General features: G+C 38.0%; 14 protein-coding genes. 7 read left to right on the top strand and 7 right to left on the bottom strand.

The window, feature by feature from the left end; all coding sequences use genetic code 11:
• Nucleotides 1-52: 52 nt before the first annotated feature.
• The 7 genes from G525_RS0107595 to panC form a co-directional block, all read right to left on the bottom strand.
• The gene (locus G525_RS0107595; protein ID WP_027125627.1) at nt 53-517 is read right to left on the bottom strand and encodes a hypothetical protein; all 465 of its coding nucleotides are present in this window, start codon (nt 515-517) and stop codon (nt 53-55) included.
• A 61-nt stretch (nt 518-578) separates the two neighbouring features.
• A complete protein-coding gene (gene radA, locus G525_RS0107590; protein WP_027125626.1) occupies nt 579-1937 on the bottom strand; it encodes a DNA repair protein RadA in 1359 nt (452 codons plus the stop codon).
• A 291-nt stretch (nt 1938-2228) separates the two neighbouring features.
• Complete coding sequence (locus G525_RS20535) at nt 2229-3395, bottom strand: alpha/beta hydrolase (RefSeq protein ID WP_035479290.1); 1167 nt, start codon at nt 3393-3395, stop codon at nt 2229-2231.
• 84 nt (nt 3396-3479) lie between these two features.
• Nucleotides 3480-4619, bottom strand: coding sequence for an alpha/beta hydrolase (locus G525_RS0107580; protein WP_027125625.1), 1140 nt, complete (start codon nt 4617-4619; stop codon nt 3480-3482).
• Between the two features lie 84 nt (nt 4620-4703).
• Nucleotides 4704-5675, bottom strand: a complete 972-nt coding sequence (locus G525_RS0107575; protein ID WP_027125624.1) for a lysylphosphatidylglycerol synthase transmembrane domain-containing protein — start codon at nt 5673-5675, stop codon at nt 4704-4706.
• A gap of 2 nt (nt 5676-5677) precedes the next feature.
• The gene (panD, locus tag G525_RS0107570; protein ID WP_027125623.1) at nt 5678-6028 is read right to left on the bottom strand and encodes an aspartate 1-decarboxylase; all 351 of its coding nucleotides are present in this window, start codon (nt 6026-6028) and stop codon (nt 5678-5680) included.
• 13 nt (nt 6029-6041) lie between these two features.
• A complete protein-coding gene (panC, locus tag G525_RS0107565) occupies nt 6042-6890 on the bottom strand; it encodes a pantoate--beta-alanine ligase (protein WP_027125622.1) in 849 nt (282 codons plus the stop codon).
• Between the two features lie 111 nt (nt 6891-7001).
• On the opposite strand from panC, the gene G525_RS0107560 reads away from it, so the two are divergent.
• The 7 genes from G525_RS0107560 to G525_RS0107530 all read left to right on the top strand — a co-directional run bounded on the left by G525_RS0107560 (nt 7002) and on the right by G525_RS0107530 (nt 17953).
• The gene (locus G525_RS0107560; protein ID WP_027125621.1) at nt 7002-7817 is read left to right on the top strand and encodes a glycogen/starch synthase; all 816 of its coding nucleotides are present in this window, start codon (nt 7002-7004) and stop codon (nt 7815-7817) included.
• 38 nt (nt 7818-7855) lie between these two features.
• Nucleotides 7856-9472 (top strand): BamH family beta-barrel-assembly machinery protein, encoded by a 1617-nt coding sequence (bamH, locus tag G525_RS0107555; RefSeq protein ID WP_051209849.1) that lies wholly within the window; start codon nt 7856-7858, stop codon nt 9470-9472.
• A 3-nt stretch (nt 9473-9475) separates the two neighbouring features.
• Nucleotides 9476-11323: a glutamine--fructose-6-phosphate transaminase (isomerizing) gene (glmS, locus tag G525_RS0107550; RefSeq protein ID WP_027125619.1), complete on the top strand. Its 1848-nt coding sequence runs from the start codon at nt 9476-9478 to the stop codon at nt 11321-11323.
• A gap of 210 nt (nt 11324-11533) precedes the next feature.
• On the top strand, nt 11534-14284 hold the full coding sequence (locus tag G525_RS0107545) for a TonB-dependent receptor (RefSeq protein WP_027125618.1): 2751 nt from the start codon (nt 11534-11536) through the stop codon (nt 14282-14284).
• Nucleotides 14285-14297: 13 nt separating this feature from the next.
• Nucleotides 14298-15902: an SGNH/GDSL hydrolase family protein gene (locus G525_RS0107540; RefSeq protein WP_027125617.1), complete on the top strand. Its 1605-nt coding sequence runs from the start codon at nt 14298-14300 to the stop codon at nt 15900-15902.
• Nucleotides 15903-16092: 190 nt separating this feature from the next.
• Nucleotides 16093-17601, top strand: a complete 1509-nt coding sequence (gene atpD, locus G525_RS0107535) for a F0F1 ATP synthase subunit beta (RefSeq protein ID WP_027125616.1) — start codon at nt 16093-16095, stop codon at nt 17599-17601.
• Nucleotides 17602-17677: 76 nt separating this feature from the next.
• Nucleotides 17678-17953 carry a FoF1 ATP synthase subunit delta/epsilon gene (locus tag G525_RS0107530; RefSeq protein WP_027125615.1) on the top strand — a complete coding sequence of 92 codons (276 nt, stop codon included), beginning with the start codon at nt 17678-17680 and terminating at the stop codon, nt 17951-17953.
• Nucleotides 17954-18011 lie beyond the last annotated feature (58 nt).

Genomic DNA, 18011 nt, shown 5'->3' with positions numbered 1-18011 from the left:
AACATCTTCAAAACCTAATTGTGCATTGGACAAATCCAACAAAAAATCCGGTTTACTCATGCTCTTTATTAAAATTTTTCTGAAAGCGCCTTGCCTTTTCCAACAATAATTTTTGTGTTTTGGCATCCGTCTTATGTTCAGAAATAAATTTATACTTTTGAACATACATTTGACCGGAAACCCCTTTAATATCGGTATCGATGCGCACCAAATCATCATCCTTAAAATAATAAGTTTCCGAAATGGTTTTATCCGTCATTTCAATATTTCTAATTTTATACAGTTCATTGGTTTTCTCATCAAAATATACGGTGTATTTAAACTTTCCGATATCTTTAAACCCTTCAGCATCTGTTAAAGCGCCTTCAGTCCGCTCTTCTTTGAGATTGGTTTTAGCATCAACTTTTAAAATATAGGTATCTATCTCTTTCGTGACATGAGCAATAGATTTACTTGGTTTGGGTCCGCAGGATGCGAACAAGACTAAAATAATTACGATTTGAACGGCTTTTCTCATTGCAATGGTTGTTTATTACTATATGTTTTTATTTAATTCCCTTATTGTAACAACGTGAGCGCTACACCAGAAAACTCACCAAATCCTCAATTTTAGAAATCAACTGAATTTTGATGCCTGTGTTTTTAAGCGCTATTTTATTGTATTTGGATACGAAAATGGTTGAAAACCCTAATTTTTCAGCCTCTAAAATTCGTTGTTCAACCCGTTGTACAGGCCTGATTTCTCCTGATAAGCCAACCTCCGCTGAAAAGCAATAATCTTTAGGAATGGCAACATCTTCATTTGAAGATAAAACCGCTGCAACGACCGCCAAATCAATGGCGGGATCATCTACTGAGATGCCTCCAGTGATATTTAGGAAAACGTCTTTAGCGCCTAATCTAAATCCGGCACGTTTTTCCAAAACCGCCAAAAGCATATTTAAACGTTTGGCATTAAACCCGGTCGCCGATCGTTGTGGGGTGCCGTAAACTGCAGTGCTCACCAACGCTTGCACCTCAATCATCAACGGCCGCATCCCTTCCAATGTGGAAGCTACGGCGTTGCCCGAAAGTTCCTCGTCCTTTTTTGAAATTAAGATCTCTGAGGGATTGGAAACTTCACGCAGACCAGAGCCTTGCATTTCATATATCCCGAGTTCATTAGTAGATCCGAAGCGGTTTTTATGCGCTCTCAAAATTCTAAAAACATGATTCCTATCGCCTTCAAACTGCAAGACGGTATCCACCATATGTTCCAAAATTTTGGGTCCGGCAATATTCCCGTCTTTTGTGATATGTCCAATTAAAATCACGGGAGTAGCCGTTTCCTTTGCAAATTTGATAAGTTCCGTAGTGCATTCCTTAATTTGGGAAATACTTCCCGAAGACGATTCAATATAATCACTATGCAAGGTTTGAATAGAATCGATTACCACAATATCAGGTTCCAAAGCTTCAATCTGCTTAAAGATATTCTGCGTTTTCGTCTCGGTTAAAATATAGCAATTCGCACTATTGGGATTGATCCTATCGGCTCGCATCTTAATTTGCTGCTGACTTTCCTCTCCTGAGACGTAGAGTGTTTTATAGGGCAATTTGAGTGAGATTTGAAGTAAGAGCGTACTCTTACCAATACCGGGTTCTCCACCCAACAAAATCAAAGATCCCGGAACAATACCGCCGCCCAGAACACGGTTGAATTCTTCATCTTCGGTATGCATTCGAGCTTCCTGAGAGACATCAATTTCATTGATCCTTAAAGGTTTTGAAGCCCGTTTTGGGGTTGAAGTTGGAGTTTTCCAATTGGATTTTTCCTCTTTCTGAAGTACTTCTTCAACAATGGTATTCCATTCTTTACAAGCCGTACACTGTCCTTGCCATTTAGAATACTGACTGCCACAGTTTTGACAAAAAAAGGTTGTTTTTAATTTAGCCATCCTTAAAAGTTTAAGCTAAAGTAAAACTATTTGCGCTATTAATTCTTAATCGTTGTTAACCAACAAAGGATCAAAACCGCTCCACTTATAGATCAAGAAGGATAGAATTAATTGTAAAAAGCTGACAAGCAGTGGTTGTTTCAATTTAAATTGCCCAGACACCTACTATAAAAAGTTTCAAAATAGGACGGTATTAATTTTAAAATTCCATACATCCCCTAATTTAAAAGATGTCTATCTTCCAGTTTTTTTTAAAAATCGGACAATTATTATTCTAATTATGAAATTTAATTAATCGTCAATATCACTTTCATTATCATCTGTAGCCACGGTGAGACTTTCTACTTTTAAGAGGATCAAATCTTTGTCAATATGGGTAGATTCTAAATTTAAAGCAGACTCATACAACTTTTTAGCGCGTTTGGTTTTTCCTATACGCTCCGCATGGAGCGCCATATAGTAAGTGCCATAAGAGGTTGTTGGATCTTGTTTATTGGCTAATTTCCCAATCTTCTCTAAAGATGCTACATCATTACGTTGCTCTGCTGCCATGATGATTTTTTCAAATTCGCCTTCAGAAATCGGTTTATGGATCCCAAATAGATCTTCAATCTTTTTGTAACGCTTGCTGATATAAGTATCTAGGGTACCCTCATAGGTTAGGATATCTTCCTTAAACTCCCGATCGCTAATTGGCTTATAGAGTTCAAATATTTTATCCAAAGCTTGCGATAAAGCGCCTGTCACCAAAGTATAATGAGAATCTCCAGTAAAATCATCAAAATAGTACTTTAAGGCCCTATTATCCACCTGTTCCAATTTTTGGTTGGCTTCAAGAATACCTGCCCGAAGTGGCGCAATGTCATTATCACTGGTCACCATGTAATAAAAGACATCTTCTTTCAACCATTTCAATCTATTACTGACGTTGTCATCCATATGCCCTTTAAAATCGGGGCTTAAGTTGACATAGGCTTTGAATATTGGAGAGTCCTTTAATAAGAAGGCATTCATAAAATTCCCCATTAAATCGTGCCCAACCGCTACTTTGAATTTACTGGTTTTATATTTTTGATCAATATAAGGGATCAATTCCGTGCTGATGAATTCATAAAAACGTGCTCCAAATTCAATAGGCAAGCCTGTAACCTCATCATGGTAGCTGTCATAAAACCGATCATTTGATTGCACTAAACCAACCACAATTGATTCAGGCATTTTATCAAAGTACGTTTGAAAAGCCACTTGCCCAACCACTGGCTCAAAAAGATAATCGCCATCAAAAACAACAATAACGGGATATTTCAAATCAGAATCCGGATCGTAATTCTTAGGAAGTTGGATCTTTAGTTCTCTGGTCGCGTTTAACCTTCTGGATTGGAAAGTTTCATAAATCGTTTGTGCTTCTATGGAAACAGTACACAGCAAGATGAAGAGAAAAAGTAGGGCTTTTTTCATCGTAGTAGGTTTAGGGTTTGGGATGGTAAATATATACAAATTCGGTTGATCTGTATAAAATATTCGATGAAATGCGTAATATATTTATTTTTGCTCTTTTATAGCATATATCTTATCCAACAGATCATCTTTACTGATATAATCAGAAGCGGTTAATAGTAGACCAGATTGGTAATATTGCAAAGCTTTTTTAAGGTTATTATCCTTTTCATAATATAAGCCCATATAATAGGCACTGATCATAGATTCAGGAAATTCCTTCCTTGCCAGTTTGGATAAACTTTTAAAAGACTCCAAATCGTCTTTCTTTTCTGCAGCAGCCGCTACGGCCTTCATATCATTTTCAACCACTTTTTTCTCAAATCCGTAGAAGAACTTAATATCATCATATTTTTTCTCAAGATATTTATAAGGACCTTCCTCATAGGTCAACACCTTATCTGTGTATTCTTGTTTATTGATGGGTTTATACAAGGAAAATATGTCATTTAGCGCTTTCGGAATTCCCAAACCTACCAACGAATAGTGGTCTGCATCCTTAAAATCGTCAAACCGGTAATGTAATTTCGGATTGCTCAAAGCACCCAATTGACTATTGTGACTAACAATAGGCGCTTTTAAACTAGAGATGTCATTATCAGCAGTGGCTAAATAATAAAAAGTATCTGTGGTTAGCGTGGATAGTCGCTCCTGAACTCTCAAGGTCATTTCTGGAGCCAAGTCTGGACTGAATAAAATGAATGCCCTAAAAATTGGGTTGTCCTTAAATAAGTAATAATTGATAAAATTGGCACTCAAATCATGTCCGGCCACAATTCGGAATTTTGAGACATTATATTTACTTTCAATATAAGGAATCAACTCCATCCCAATAAATTCAAAAAAAGAGGCGCCTTCATGGGCCGGAAAATAAATTTCCTTATCATAAAAAAGGTCTTTTTCACGACTTTTACTTTGGTTGATACCAACCACCACACATTTTGGCATTTCACCCCAATAGGATTGGTAATCAATATTTCCTGCAAAAGGTTCAAATAAATAATCGCCATCCAAAACGATCACCAACGGGTACTCCGTCTTATCCTCAGGATTGTAGTTTCGCGGCAACTGAATCTTAATTTCTCTGGTTTCTCCTAATTTTGACGAATGAAATGGCTCGTAGATTACCTGCGCATCCATAAAAATGCTGGTAAGAAATAATAAGAGTAGGGTAAATTTGTGCATCCCGTTTGCGATTAATATTAGCTATGGCAAGGTAAAAAATTATTCGGTTTTTTTACCATGCGTTTCTAAATGTTTAACAAAGCATCAGCCTTTCTTGATGATCTTATTTTTCCGATTATAGATAGGCAAAAACAAGAATGAAAGACTCCCTAATACAATAATCATTAGGGTTTGGGAAGCCCATATGATCCATCCAAAGGCGATACTTGGATTTTCTGGAATATCAAAAAGTGAAAAGGCGGCACCTATAGCCAAGGGGTATACAAAGATTCCTCCATTGGTAGCAGCAATTGTAAAACTACCCGCAATAAAAGCGATTAAAAGCGCACCAATGGACACACCTCTTAAATCGTCTACAGCTAAAGTGGTAACATAAAACATCATGACATACATTACCCAAATAAAGAGGGTATGAAAAATGAACGCCCATTTATGCTCCATCTTAAAGATACTTAAAATACCTTCCAATAGACCTTTCACAAAATTGCGCACTTTTAATGCTATTTTAGACTGGCTTTTTTTTAGATACAAAAAGATCATAGTGCAAAACACAATCCCAATCACAGCAAAGAGAATGAGCTTTTTTGGTTGAAAGGATTTTTCCAACAGCTGGAAGATAAAATCAAATTGGATTAAAAGCGTGATTGCAACAATACTCAACAGCACAATTAAATCAGCCATGCGCTCAGCAATGATTGTTCCAAAGGCCTTTTGAAATGGCACCCCTTCATAGTTGGTCAATACCGCCGCCCGCAGCACCTCTCCTGATCTAGGAATTCCATAATTGGCTAGATAAGTGATAAAAACCGCCATGATGCTGTTGGGATATTTCAAACGGTATCCCATAGGCGCCAGCAGATACTTCCACCTGTAAGCGCGAGACAAGTTACTGAACAAACCAAGTGACATTCCTAAAAAAATCCAGCCATAGTGAGCTGTTTTGAAATATGGAATGATTTGATCAATGGGTAATTTTGAAAACGTATACCAACCAAAAAACACAGCCAATACAACAGGCAAGGCAATCCTTAATGTTTTTTTAGTCTTTGGGCTCAAAGCTATTTAAGTAGATTGGTAGCTTCATCAGGAAAAACCAAAGAAGGTTTAAAGGTTCGCGCTTCTTCCAAATCCATAAACGCATAAGTGATTAAAATGAGCGTGTCCCCAACAGCTACTTTTCGGGCTGCTGCACCATTTAGGGTTATTTCACCAGATTTTCTAGGACCAGGAATGACGTAAGTATCCAAACGCTCTCCATTATCGTTATTGACAATCTGTACCTTCTCGCCTTGAATAATATTGGCGGCATCCATTAAATCTTCATCAATGGTAATGCTTCCAATATAATTTAGTTCGGCACCTGTACATTTAACGCGGTGAATTTTCGATTTTACAACTTGTATTTGCATTTGGCAAAGGTAATTAATTAAGTGCTATATTGTCTATAAGTCGGATATCTCCAGCAAATACAGCAATAAAAGCTCTGTACGATTTTGATTTTGATTTTCTTTTAACGGCTTCTAGTGTGGCTTCATCAGCAATGGTGAAATATTCCAATTCCAACAAATCATGTTTTGCAAACTGATTTACAACCCATTCCGTTACTTGATTTGCACTTTCCGTGCCAAAACGTATTTTGACAGATTTTAGTATCTTATAAATAAATGGCGCTGCATCACGGTGCGCTGTTGTTAAGCGCTCATTTCTGGAACTCATGGCCAACCCATCTTCAGCTCTAAAAATCTCACAGCCTACCACGTTTACTGGCAGATCATGCTTTTGTACCAGTTTCTGAATGATGCGGAGTTGCTGAAAATCTTTGTTTCCAAAGTAAGCAGCATCAGGGGCTACAATTTCGAATAAGCGTTTTACAACGGTTCCTACTCCGTCAAAATGACCTTTGCGAAATTTACCTTCCATTTGATGTTCCAAACCATCAAAGTCAAAATATTCAGAGGTTACACTACTTCCATATATATCATCTGCCATAGGAGCGTAAACAATGATCTCATCTGACAACCTTTTCAAAAATTTCAAATCACGATCTAAGGTTCTAGGATATTTTTCGAGATCGTTGGTATTGTCAAATTGTGTTGGATTGACAAAAATGCTGACCACCATCTTGTCGTTTTCTTGAAGCCCTTGATCAATTAAAGACAAATGTCCGTCGTGCAAGGCACCCATAGTAGGCACGAAACCAATAGTTTGGTTTTTGTGCCTCAGCCCATTTAGAGTCTGTCTTAAATCTTCTTTTTTATGGTGGATTATCATTGTATAACAAATAATTAACAGCGTGCAAACTTAAGATTTTACTAGCAATCTGCATAAATTTTTGTAATTTTGCGTGTTTTAATTTTTAACTTTTTTTAAACTACGTGATTTATGAAAGACAAGAGGATATTGTACGTGTCTTCCGAGGTTGTACCCTATTTGCCTGAAACAGAGATTTCTTCAATGTCATTTGAAGCACCTCGTATGGTAAATAAACAAGGTGGACAAATACGAATATTCATGCCTAGGTATGGAAACATAAATGAACGTAGACACCAATTGCATGAAGTAATAAGACTTTCAGGAATAAATCTTGTCATTAATGACTTGGACATGCCTTTGATCATTAAAGTGGCCTCAATTCCTAAAGAAAGGATTCAGGTTTATTTCATTGACAACGAAGAATATTTTAAGAGAAAGGCAACCTTAACGGATGAACATGGAAGCCTTTATCCTGACAATGATGAACGCGCCATATTTTTTGCCAAAGGTGTGATTGAAACCGTAAAAAAACTCAATTGGGCTCCAGATATTATTCATGTTAATGGATGGTTGGCTTCACTACTTCCAATTTATCTTAAAGAGTATTATAAAAATGAACCCCTATTCTCTGAAAGTAAAATAGTGACTTCAATATACAATCAAAGCTTTGAAGGCACGTTAGATAAGGGCATGATAAACAAAGTGAAGTTTGATAATATTGATGAAGCGGCCATTAAGGTTTTAGAAACACCAAGTTTCAATAATCTAATGAAGGTTGCAATTGATTATTCCGATGCTTTAATAAAGGGTTCTTCTGACCTCCCCGAGGAATTGGAAGACTACCTAAAAGCTTCTAATAAACCTGTTTTGGACTACTATTCTCAAGAAGACTTTGCCGAGCCACTAACCGAATTCTACAACAATCAAGTACTGAAATTAAGTTAAGCTGTCCAATTCGCTTTCAAATCCATTTAAAAACAGTAATGAAAAACATAAAATTCCCATTGAAAAACCTATTTATTCTTGCCATACTGGTCACAACGTTTATTGCCTGTGACAGAGATTATATCTCTCTTGGCTCAGATATCTCTGGTCAAAACAACTTTGATGTTTTTGACAAGGAGTATGAGGTCATCGCATTTAACAATAAACTCAACCCTGTTCAAACCAATGGTTTGCCTTCAAACTTACTTGGTGTTTATAAAGATTTGGTTTATGGAAGTTCAAAGGCTAGCATGGTCACTCAATTGACACCAACCATTTTTGACCCAACGTTTCCTGACAGTACACGCATGGACTCTGTAGTCTTAACCATTCCATACTTCAGTAAATCATTGGGAATTGAAAACGAGGAAACCAAGTATAAATTAGATTCCATTTATGGTGATGGTGACATTAACCTCAAACTATATGAGAACAACTACTTTTTAAGAAGTTTTGACCCTAATTCAGAGTTCAACGCACCACAAAAGTATTATTCAGATCGCTCTTTATCGGCTTCAAACCAAATTCCATTGTCTTCCTTACAAGGAGAGGTGTTACACGAATTTCAAGGTTTTAAACCTAATAATAGCGAAATAAAACTAAAGCAAGGTGAAGAGGTGACACGTTTAGCTCCTGCCATCCGTGTTAAGATGGACACTACTTTTTGGAAAAATAAAATCCTTCTTAAAGAAGGACAACCAGAACTGAGCAACGCCAATAACTTTCAAAACTATTTTAGAGGTATTTACTTTGAAACCGAAGCTAATACCACTAACGGTGTGATGATGCTCCTAAATTTTGGAGTTGCCAATGCCAATATCACCATTCATTATAGTTCACCTCCAACGGCTTCTGGGACTGAGCGTGTTAGTGGCACGTATCAAATGAATTTCCCAAATAATAAAGTCAATTTTTTTGAGAATGACTTTAGCTTGGCTATTCCTAATGGTGACCCAATGATGGGTGATGAGAAACTGTATCTCAAAGGTGGAGAAGGCTCTATGGCCATCGTAGATTTATTTGATGGCACTGACGTTGACGATAATGATGCAACCATGACTGCCTTTGAGGAGTTTAAAAATGATTTCGTAGAAACTGATGCCGATGGAAAGTTTGTGAAAGCCAAACGATTGATCAATGAGGCGAATTTGATATTTTACGTCGATCAATCCTTAACAAATGGTCAGGAACCAGATAGAATCTATATTTACGATACAAAAAATCAAATCCCGTTAATAGACTTCAGATTTGATGCTGCGGATAAAAACGTGCCAAATAATTCTAGGATCAGTCATCTCGGAAAACTCGAGCGTGAAGGTGATGATGAGAATTCAAAAGGCGTCCGATATAAAATTAAAATCACCGAACATATTAAGAATCTTTTATTAAAAGATTCAACAAATGTGCGTTTAGGAGTATCTGTTTCCACAAACGTAAACATGGAAGAAGAAAGACTGCAAAATTCAATTTTAACCCCTGGTATCAATACCGTTGAATCAATACCTGGAAGCTCAGTTTTATCTCCAAAAGGGACCGTTCTATATGGAAACAATACAACTGTACCGGGCAAAAGGCTACATTTGGAGATATTATATACTGAACCAAATAACGAATAAAATATGTGTGGAATTGTTGGATATATAGGCCATAGAGAGGCTTATCCCGTTGTTTTAAAAGGATTAAAACGCTTAGAATACAGAGGCTATGACAGTGCAGGTATTGCATTGTATGACGGCAAGGATCTTAATTTGTGCAAAACGAAAGGTAAGGTCGCTGACTTGCAGGAACTTTTGGAAAAAGAAATGTCAACAAGTGGAAACTTGGGTATAGGACATACACGATGGGCTACTCATGGAGTTCCAAATGATGTAAATTCACATCCACATTATTCAAATTCAGGCAACTTGATCATTATTCATAATGGTATCATTGAAAATTATGAGTCGCTAAAACAAGAGCTTACCCAACGTGGTTATACCTTTCAGTCAGATACAGATACAGAAGTATTGATCAATTTGATTGAAGATGTGATGATCAATGAAGACATCAAATTAGGGAAAGCAGTTCAAATTGCACTTAACCAGGCTGTTGGCGCTTATGCAATTGCTGTGTTTGACAAAAGAAAGCCCAATGAGATTGTTGTAGCAAAATTAGGAAGTCCTTTGGCGATTGGTATTGGCGATGATGAATTTTTTATTGCCAGTGACGCCTCTCCTTTTATTGAATATACTGACAATGCCATCTATCTTGAGGATGAAGAAATGGCCATCATTAGATTGGATAAAGACATCAAAATAAGAAAAATTAAAGATGACTCTTTAGTCAATCCTTATATCCAAAAACTACAAATCAATTTAGAACAAATTGAAAAAGGCGGTTATGAGCATTTTATGCTTAAGGAAATTTACGAACAACCTTTAGCTATAAAAGACACCTATAGGGGCCGGTTATTAGTAGAAGAAGGCATCATAAAAATGGCGGGGATTGAAGATAATATGAAGCGCTTTTTAAATGCTGATCGTATTATTATTGTAGCCTGTGGCACCTCCTGGCATGCAGGATTGGTAGCTGAATACATTTTTGAGGATTTGGCAAGAATTCCAGTAGAGGTTGAGTATGCATCAGAATTCAGATATCGAAACCCTGTTATCACTGAAAAAGATGTTGTCATTTCAATTTCACAATCGGGTGAAACTGCAGATACATTAGCCGCTATTAAATTGGCTAAATCTAAAGGCGCATTTGTATTTGGAGTATGTAATGTTGTAGGCTCTTCGATTGCAAGAGAAACGGATGCTGGCGCATACACCCATGCAGGTCCTGAAATTGGTGTTGCCTCCACAAAAGCGTTTACCACTCAAATTACAATTTTAACCTTGATAGCATTGCGATTAGCAAGAGCCAAAGGCACGATGTCAAGCTCAGATTACCGACGACAGCTGCAAGAATTGGAGCTTATCCCAGAAAAGGTAAAAGAAGCTTTAAAAGCAGATAAACATATCCAAGCGATTGCAAAAACCTATAAAGATTCACGCAATATGCTCTATTTGGGTAGAGGTTATAACTTCCCAGTAGCTTTGGAAGGCGCTTTGAAACTTAAGGAAATCTCTTATATTCACGCTGAAGGCTATCCTGCGGCCGAGATGAAACATGGCCCTATTGCCCTGATTGACGAAAACATGCCAGTGATTGTTATCGCTACCAAAAAAGGACATTACGAAAAGGTAGTAAGCAATATTCAGGAAATTAAAGCACGTAAAGGTAAAATTATCGGGATTGTTACTGAAGGTGATGTGAGTGTTAGAGAATTAGCAGATTATGTGATTGAAGTTCCAGAAACCTTAGAAAACCTATCCCCTTTATTAACCACCATTCCCTTGCAACTGCTATCTTATCATATTGCAGTAATGCTTGGTAAAAACGTGGACCAACCGCGAAACCTCGCTAAATCCGTAACCGTAGAATAGTATTCTAAGAAGACTACCAATACATTTTACTAAATATCATTAGGCTAAAAACCATATTTCTAAGGTTTTTAGCCTTTTTTTATGGAATCAACTGAATATCGACCCTTTATTTATCAAATTATACTATGCATGCATAAGTTTTTATGAAAAACAATTCAAAGTCTCATTAAATTATTTATATTGGTATCCAAAATCAACTAATTCCCTAAAATGAAAACAATTCTTAAGATTATGATGCTGCTAAGTGTTGCGCTTACGTATTCGCAAACTACAGTATCCGGAAAAGTAACCGACGCAACTGGACAACCCTTACCAGGTGCCAATGTTATTATTGTAGGCACATCCACTGGGACTATTTCAGACTTTGATGGAAATTACGTATTGACAACCCCTCAAATACCTCCATTTTCTATTCAAGTGAGTAGTGTTGGATTTGAATCGGTAACCAAACAAGTCACCTCAGCAACTCAAACCATCGACTTCCAACTTAAGGAAGGCACTTCTCTGGATGAAGTGATCATTTCAGCTTCTAGAACACCGGAGCGCGTTTTTGAATCGCCCGTAACCGTTGAAAGATTTGGTCTTAAAGAGATTAAAAATACGGCATCTGCTGGGTTTTATGACGGACTGGAAAACTTAAAAGGTGTTGATGTCAACACCAACAGTTTAACCTTTAAATCAATCAACACCAGAGGATTCGCAACCTTCGCCAATACGCGGTTCATGCAATTGGTTGACGGGATGGATAACTCCTCTCCTGCCCTGAACTTCCCAATAGGAAATTTAGTAGGTATGAATGAGACTGACGTATTGAGTGTTGAGTTACTTCCTGGTGCTGCATCTGCTTTATACGGTGCGAATGCATTTAACGGTATTCTCTTTATGCGTAGTAAAAACCCTTTTGATTTTCAAGGAATTAGTGGCTACCACAAACAAGGTATTACCTCGCAGGACGCCAGTGGCGATAACACTTATAGAGATTCTGGTATCAGAATGGCTTACAAGTTCAGTGATTATTTTGCTGCAAAAGTAAATTTCGGTTGGTTAAAAGGAACCGATTGGACTGCTAACAACTATGATGGGAAACCTAGTGGTGGCGCTACAAGAGCAAGTGTTGATTATGATGGCTACAATATTTATGGTGATGAAGTATCTACCAATATTAGAGCCGCTTCTGGAGGTTTAGGAATAATTCCAGATGTTATGGTGAGCAGAACAGGATATGAAGAGCGCGATCTAACCGATTACAACGCAGAAAGCATCAAAGCTGACTGGGGACTATATTTCAGACCTTGGGCCAACGATTTTGAAATTCAGTACGTAGGTAAAGTAGGTACAGGTTCTACACTTTACCAAGGAACCAACCGATATGCCATTGATAATTTTACACAACAACAACATAAGATTGAGGTAAGAAATGATAATTTCTTCGTCAGAGGCTATGTCGTATCAGACAACGCTGGAGATTCTTACGATATGGTTTTTACAGGAATCAATATCAATCGTGCTTGGAAATCAGACACACAATGGTTTGGAGATTACATTCAAACCTTTGCGGGTGCAACTTTAGGTGGTGCAACAGAAGCGCAAGCACACACTACTGCAAGAGCAGTGGCAGAAACAGGTCGATTACAACCAGGAACTCCTGAATTCGAAAATGCATTTAACAGAATTATTGCCGATCCTGATTTTTCTCAAGGCTCTCAATTTAAAGATGAATCAAAATACACGCATGCTGATGGTAATTACAACTTCAGTCATTTATGGAACGTCATTGACATTCAAGTAGGTGGATCTTACAGAAAATATGACTTGAATTCTTCTGGAACAATTTACACGGATTATGATGGATCTATTCCTTACTCAGAATTTGGTGTATACACCCAATTGCAAAAAGAGTTTGACTTAGGCGCAGAAATGAAACTAAAATTGACAGGTTCTGCACGCTATGACAAGTCAGAATTTTTTGACGGGTTTTTATCGCCTCGAATTTCTGCAGGTCTTACGGTAAATCAAAATCATAACGTTAGAGCTTCTGTACAAACAGGTTTCAGAAATCCAACGACTCAAGATTTATTTATCGGTCTTGACGCAGGGCGCGCCGTCTTAGTAGGTTCTGCTCCAAGCAATTTAGACCGTTACGTTAGAGATTATGACATCAGTGCTGCCGGTCAAATGGCCTTTGGACAACCGGCAACTATTACACAAACAGGTGGTGCTGCCTATACCAATTCCTATCTGGCGTCTTCAGTGACCGCTTTTGCGCAATCTGAAAATCCAGCCGATTTAAAAATAGGAAATTCAGCTCTTGTAACGCCTGAAAAGATTACAACGGCAGAAGTTGGCTATAGAGGAAAACTCGATAGGGTTATTGTGGATATGAGTGTTTATTACAATAAATACCAAGATTTTATTTCTGGTGAAGTTGTAGTAGCACCTTTTTACGGAACTGTAGGCGACAATGGGTTGTCCATTGCTGCTATTGCCAATGGCGATTACAAGGCCTATCAAACCTATACCAATTCAAAAGCAGATGTGAACTCTTATGGCGGTTCCATTGGACTGTCAACAAAGGTTTTTGGAAATTTTGATTTGGGAGGAAGTTATACCTATACAAAACAGGATTTTGACCAGGCTGCATTTCCTGATTTCAAAACTAGCTTTAACACTCCGGAACATAAAGCAAAAATCAATTTTGGAAATACGGAGTTGTTTAAAAACTTTGGCTTCAATACGGCCTGGAGATGGAGTGACGATTACTACTGGCAAGCGACTTTTGGTGATGGTGCCATCCCTGCCTACCATTCACTTGACGCACAGATAAACTATGCCATTCCTTCATTGAAATCTATATTTAAGGCTGGTGCAACCAATGTTATTGGTAAGGAGTACTTTACGGCAATTGGTACAGGTTCTATCGGATCTATGTATTATATATCTTGGACTATCAACAACCTATAAAATAAACAATACAATGAAAAATATAAAATATTTACTACTGTCCGCTATCCTAGTTGCTTTTACAGCGTGTAGTGATGATGACAATGATTATAACCCAGCACCCGAACCTTTACCGGAACTAACCGCTGGTTCGGTTGACTTTTCAAACTATGTTGCCGTGGGCGCATCATTCTCTGCGGGGTTTACTGACAACGCTCTTTTTGCTACGGCTCAAGAATATTCGTTCCCTAATATCTTAGCTGAAACGTTCATGAATGTTGGTGGCAGTGAATTTTCACAACCCCTTATGAGTGACAATATTGGCGGATTCTTGGTGAACGGAAATGTTGCTTCTGCACCAAGATTGTTTTTCAATGGTTCTAGACCGCAAGTGCTTCCAGCAACCCCGACAACCGAGATCAATTCCCATTTATCAGGTCCGTTTAACAACTACGGAATTCCGGGAGCAAAAAGTTTTCATTTAGGAATCCCAGGATACGGCTCTTTAAATCCTTATTTCGGACGTATGGCCTCTAGTGCAACAGCGACAGTTCTTGGTGATGCAGTAGCACAAAACGCGACGTTTTTCACACTTTCAGAAATTGGTGGGAATGATGTTTTAGCCTATGCTACTTCTGGAGGCACTGGTGTGTATCAATTGGGAAATTTCAATCCTGCAACTTACGGTTCGAACGATATTACTGATCCCAATGTATTCGCTGCTTCTTTTAAATCTGCTGTAACAGCACTCACAAGTAATGGTGCTAAAGGCGCTGTTGCAAATGTGCCGTACATTACAAACCTGGCCCATTTTACAACAGTACCACATAACCCACTAAACCCAACAAACCCATCATTTGGTCCACAAATTCCGTTGTTGAACTCAATTTTCGGAGCGTTAAACCAAATCTTTGCTCAAGTTGATGCAAGTAGAGTCATTGTATTTTCTGAAACAGCTGCAAGTGCCGTGGTCATTAAAGACGAAAGCCTTAATGATATCGCTCCAATAATTAGAGGTGCATTAATGGCAAGCCCAACATTTCCCGCATTTATTGCACAGTTTGGTTTACCGGCAGAAGCCGCCCCATTAGTTGCTAACTTATTAGCGGTTACGTACGGACAGGCAAGACAAGCAACGGCAGATGATTTATTAGTTCTACCAAGTAGTACTATAATTGGTACCGTAAATACAGATTCTGTAGCCGCCTTAATGGCGCAAGGCTTATCTCAAGCTTTGGCAGGCCAATTTTCTGTAGAAGGTGTTACACTACCTTTGGCTGATAAATGGGTGCTTATCCCAAGTGAGCAAGCCGATATTAAATCTGCTACGGATGCATACAATCAGTCTATCGACGCTATTGCAACTGAATTCGATCTCGCCACTGTAGATTTCAAATCTATATTACAAACGGCATCAACCACTGGATTCTCTGATGGTAATTATATATTCACAACGGCATTAGTACAAGGTGGCCTCATCAGCTTAGATGGAGTACATTTAACATCAAGAGGATACGCAGTAATGGCCAATGAGTTTTTAAAAGCCATTGACGCCAAGTATGGCTCAAATTTTGTTGCCGCAGGCTATAAAGTAGACCCAGGAGATTATCCTACAAACTACAGTAAAGATTTTAGATAAACTAACATATAATTCTCCAATTAAAACACCTTTATAAAGAAGGTGTTTTTTTTTGGTTAAAAAACACCCATAAAGCACTTTATAATTAGTTAAAAATCTCTATATTTGCAGCGCGAAAAAAGAAGTACTCAACCCGATTGGGTAACAATGTTTTCATATTATATTTAATTCAACATTAAACAGATAAGTAATGTCAAAAGTTACAGGTAAAGTTGCACAAATCGTTGGCCCAGTAATCGACGTAGCGTTTGAAGCGGGTTCAGAGCTTCCAAAAATCTATGATTCCTTAGAAATTAAAAGACCTGATGGTTCTTTATTAGTATTAGAAGTCCAATCTCATATTGGTGAAGATACGGTAAGAACAATCGCGATGGATTCTTCTGACGGATTGAGCAGAGGAACTGAAGTAGTGGCCACAGGTGCTCCTATTCAAATGCCTGTAGGTATAGATGTTTACGGACGTTTGTTTAATGTTATTGGTGATGCTATTGATGGATTAGGTGATTTGCCTAAAGCAGGCGATGCTGGTTTACCGATCCACAGACAAGCCCCTAAATTTGAAGATCTTTCAACTTCAACGGAAGTTTTATTTACAGGTATCAAAGTTATCGATTTGATTGAGCCTTACGCAAAAGGTGGTAAAATTGGTTTGTTTGGTGGTGCAGGTGTTGGTAAAACGGTTTTGATCCAGGAGTTGATTAACAATATTGCAAAAGGTCACGGTGGACTTTCAGTTTTTGCTGGAGTTGGAGAAAGAACTCGTGAAGGAAATGACCTTTTGAGAGAGATGTTAGAATCTGGCATTATTCGATATGGTGATGACTTTATGCACTCTATGGAAGAAGGCGGATGGGATTTATCTAAAGTTGATAAATCTGTGATGAAAGAATCAAAAGCAACTTTCGTATTCGGACAAATGAACGAACCTCCTGGAGCTCGTGCTCGTGTGGCGCTATCCGGTTTGACTATTGCGGAATATTTCCGTGATGGTGCTGGTGAAGCTCAAGGAAAGGACGTTTTATTCTTCGTTGATAACATTTTCCGTTTTACACAAGCGGGTTCTGAAGTATCTGCATTATTAGGGCGTATGCCATCTGCGGTAGGTTACCAACCAACATTGGCAACTGAGATGGGTGCCATGCAAGAACGTATTACATCAACAAAACGAGGGTCTATTACATCTGTACAAGCGGTTTACGTACCTGCGGATGATTTAACGGATCCTGCTCCTGCTACCACGTTTGCCCACTTGGATGCCACAACTGTATTGTCTCGTAAAATTGCTGAGCTAGGTATTTATCCTGCTGTGGATCCATTAGATTCCACCTCAAGAATTTTAGCGGCTGATATTTTAGGTGATGAACACTACAACTGTGCCACCCGTGTAAAAGAATTATTACAACGTTACAAAGAATTACAGGATATTATCGCCATCTTAGGGATGGAGGAATTATCAGAAGAAGATAAATTAGCGGTAAATAGAGCAAGACGTGTACAACGTTTCTTATCACAACCCTTCCATGTTGCTGAACAATTTACAGGGATTCCGGGAGTATTGGTTGACATTAAAGAAACCATCAAAGGATTCAACATGATTATGGAAGGCCAATTGGATCATTTACCAGAAGCTGCATTCAACCTTAAAGGAACCATTGAAGAAGCTATTGAGTCTGGTGAGAAAATGCTCGCAGAAGCCTAATAATAAGTTCAGAATTATGAGTTATGAGTTTAAAGTTGACTTATAAATCATAACTGATAACAGATAACTCGAAAAAATGTATTTAGAAATTATATCCCCAGAAGCATCCTTAGTAAAAGGCAACGTAGAGAGTGTTACTGTGCCTGGTGTTGAAGGTGAGTTCCAAATGTTGAATAATCACGCAGCTATTGTTTCTATTCTTGAAAAAGGAAAAGTAAAATTTAAAGGTGATGCGACTATTGCAGAAGCACACAAAAAGAATTTTACCCAGGAAGATGGTCAATGGGTACTTTACATCAACAGTGGTACTGTAGAAATGAACGACAATAAAGTGATTGTTTTAGTGGACTAATCCATCGAAACCCTCTAACTGATATAAAAAAATCACGCCTTTCAGCGTGATTTTTTTT

The sequence above is a fragment of the Gelidibacter mesophilus DSM 14095 genome (assembly GCF_000423005.1).
In the GTDB taxonomy this organism is placed as follows: domain Bacteria; phylum Bacteroidota; class Bacteroidia; order Flavobacteriales; family Flavobacteriaceae; genus Gelidibacter; species Gelidibacter mesophilus.
The sequence above is the reverse complement of the archived record's forward strand: the minus strand, read 5'-3'. Positions and strand labels throughout refer to the sequence as shown.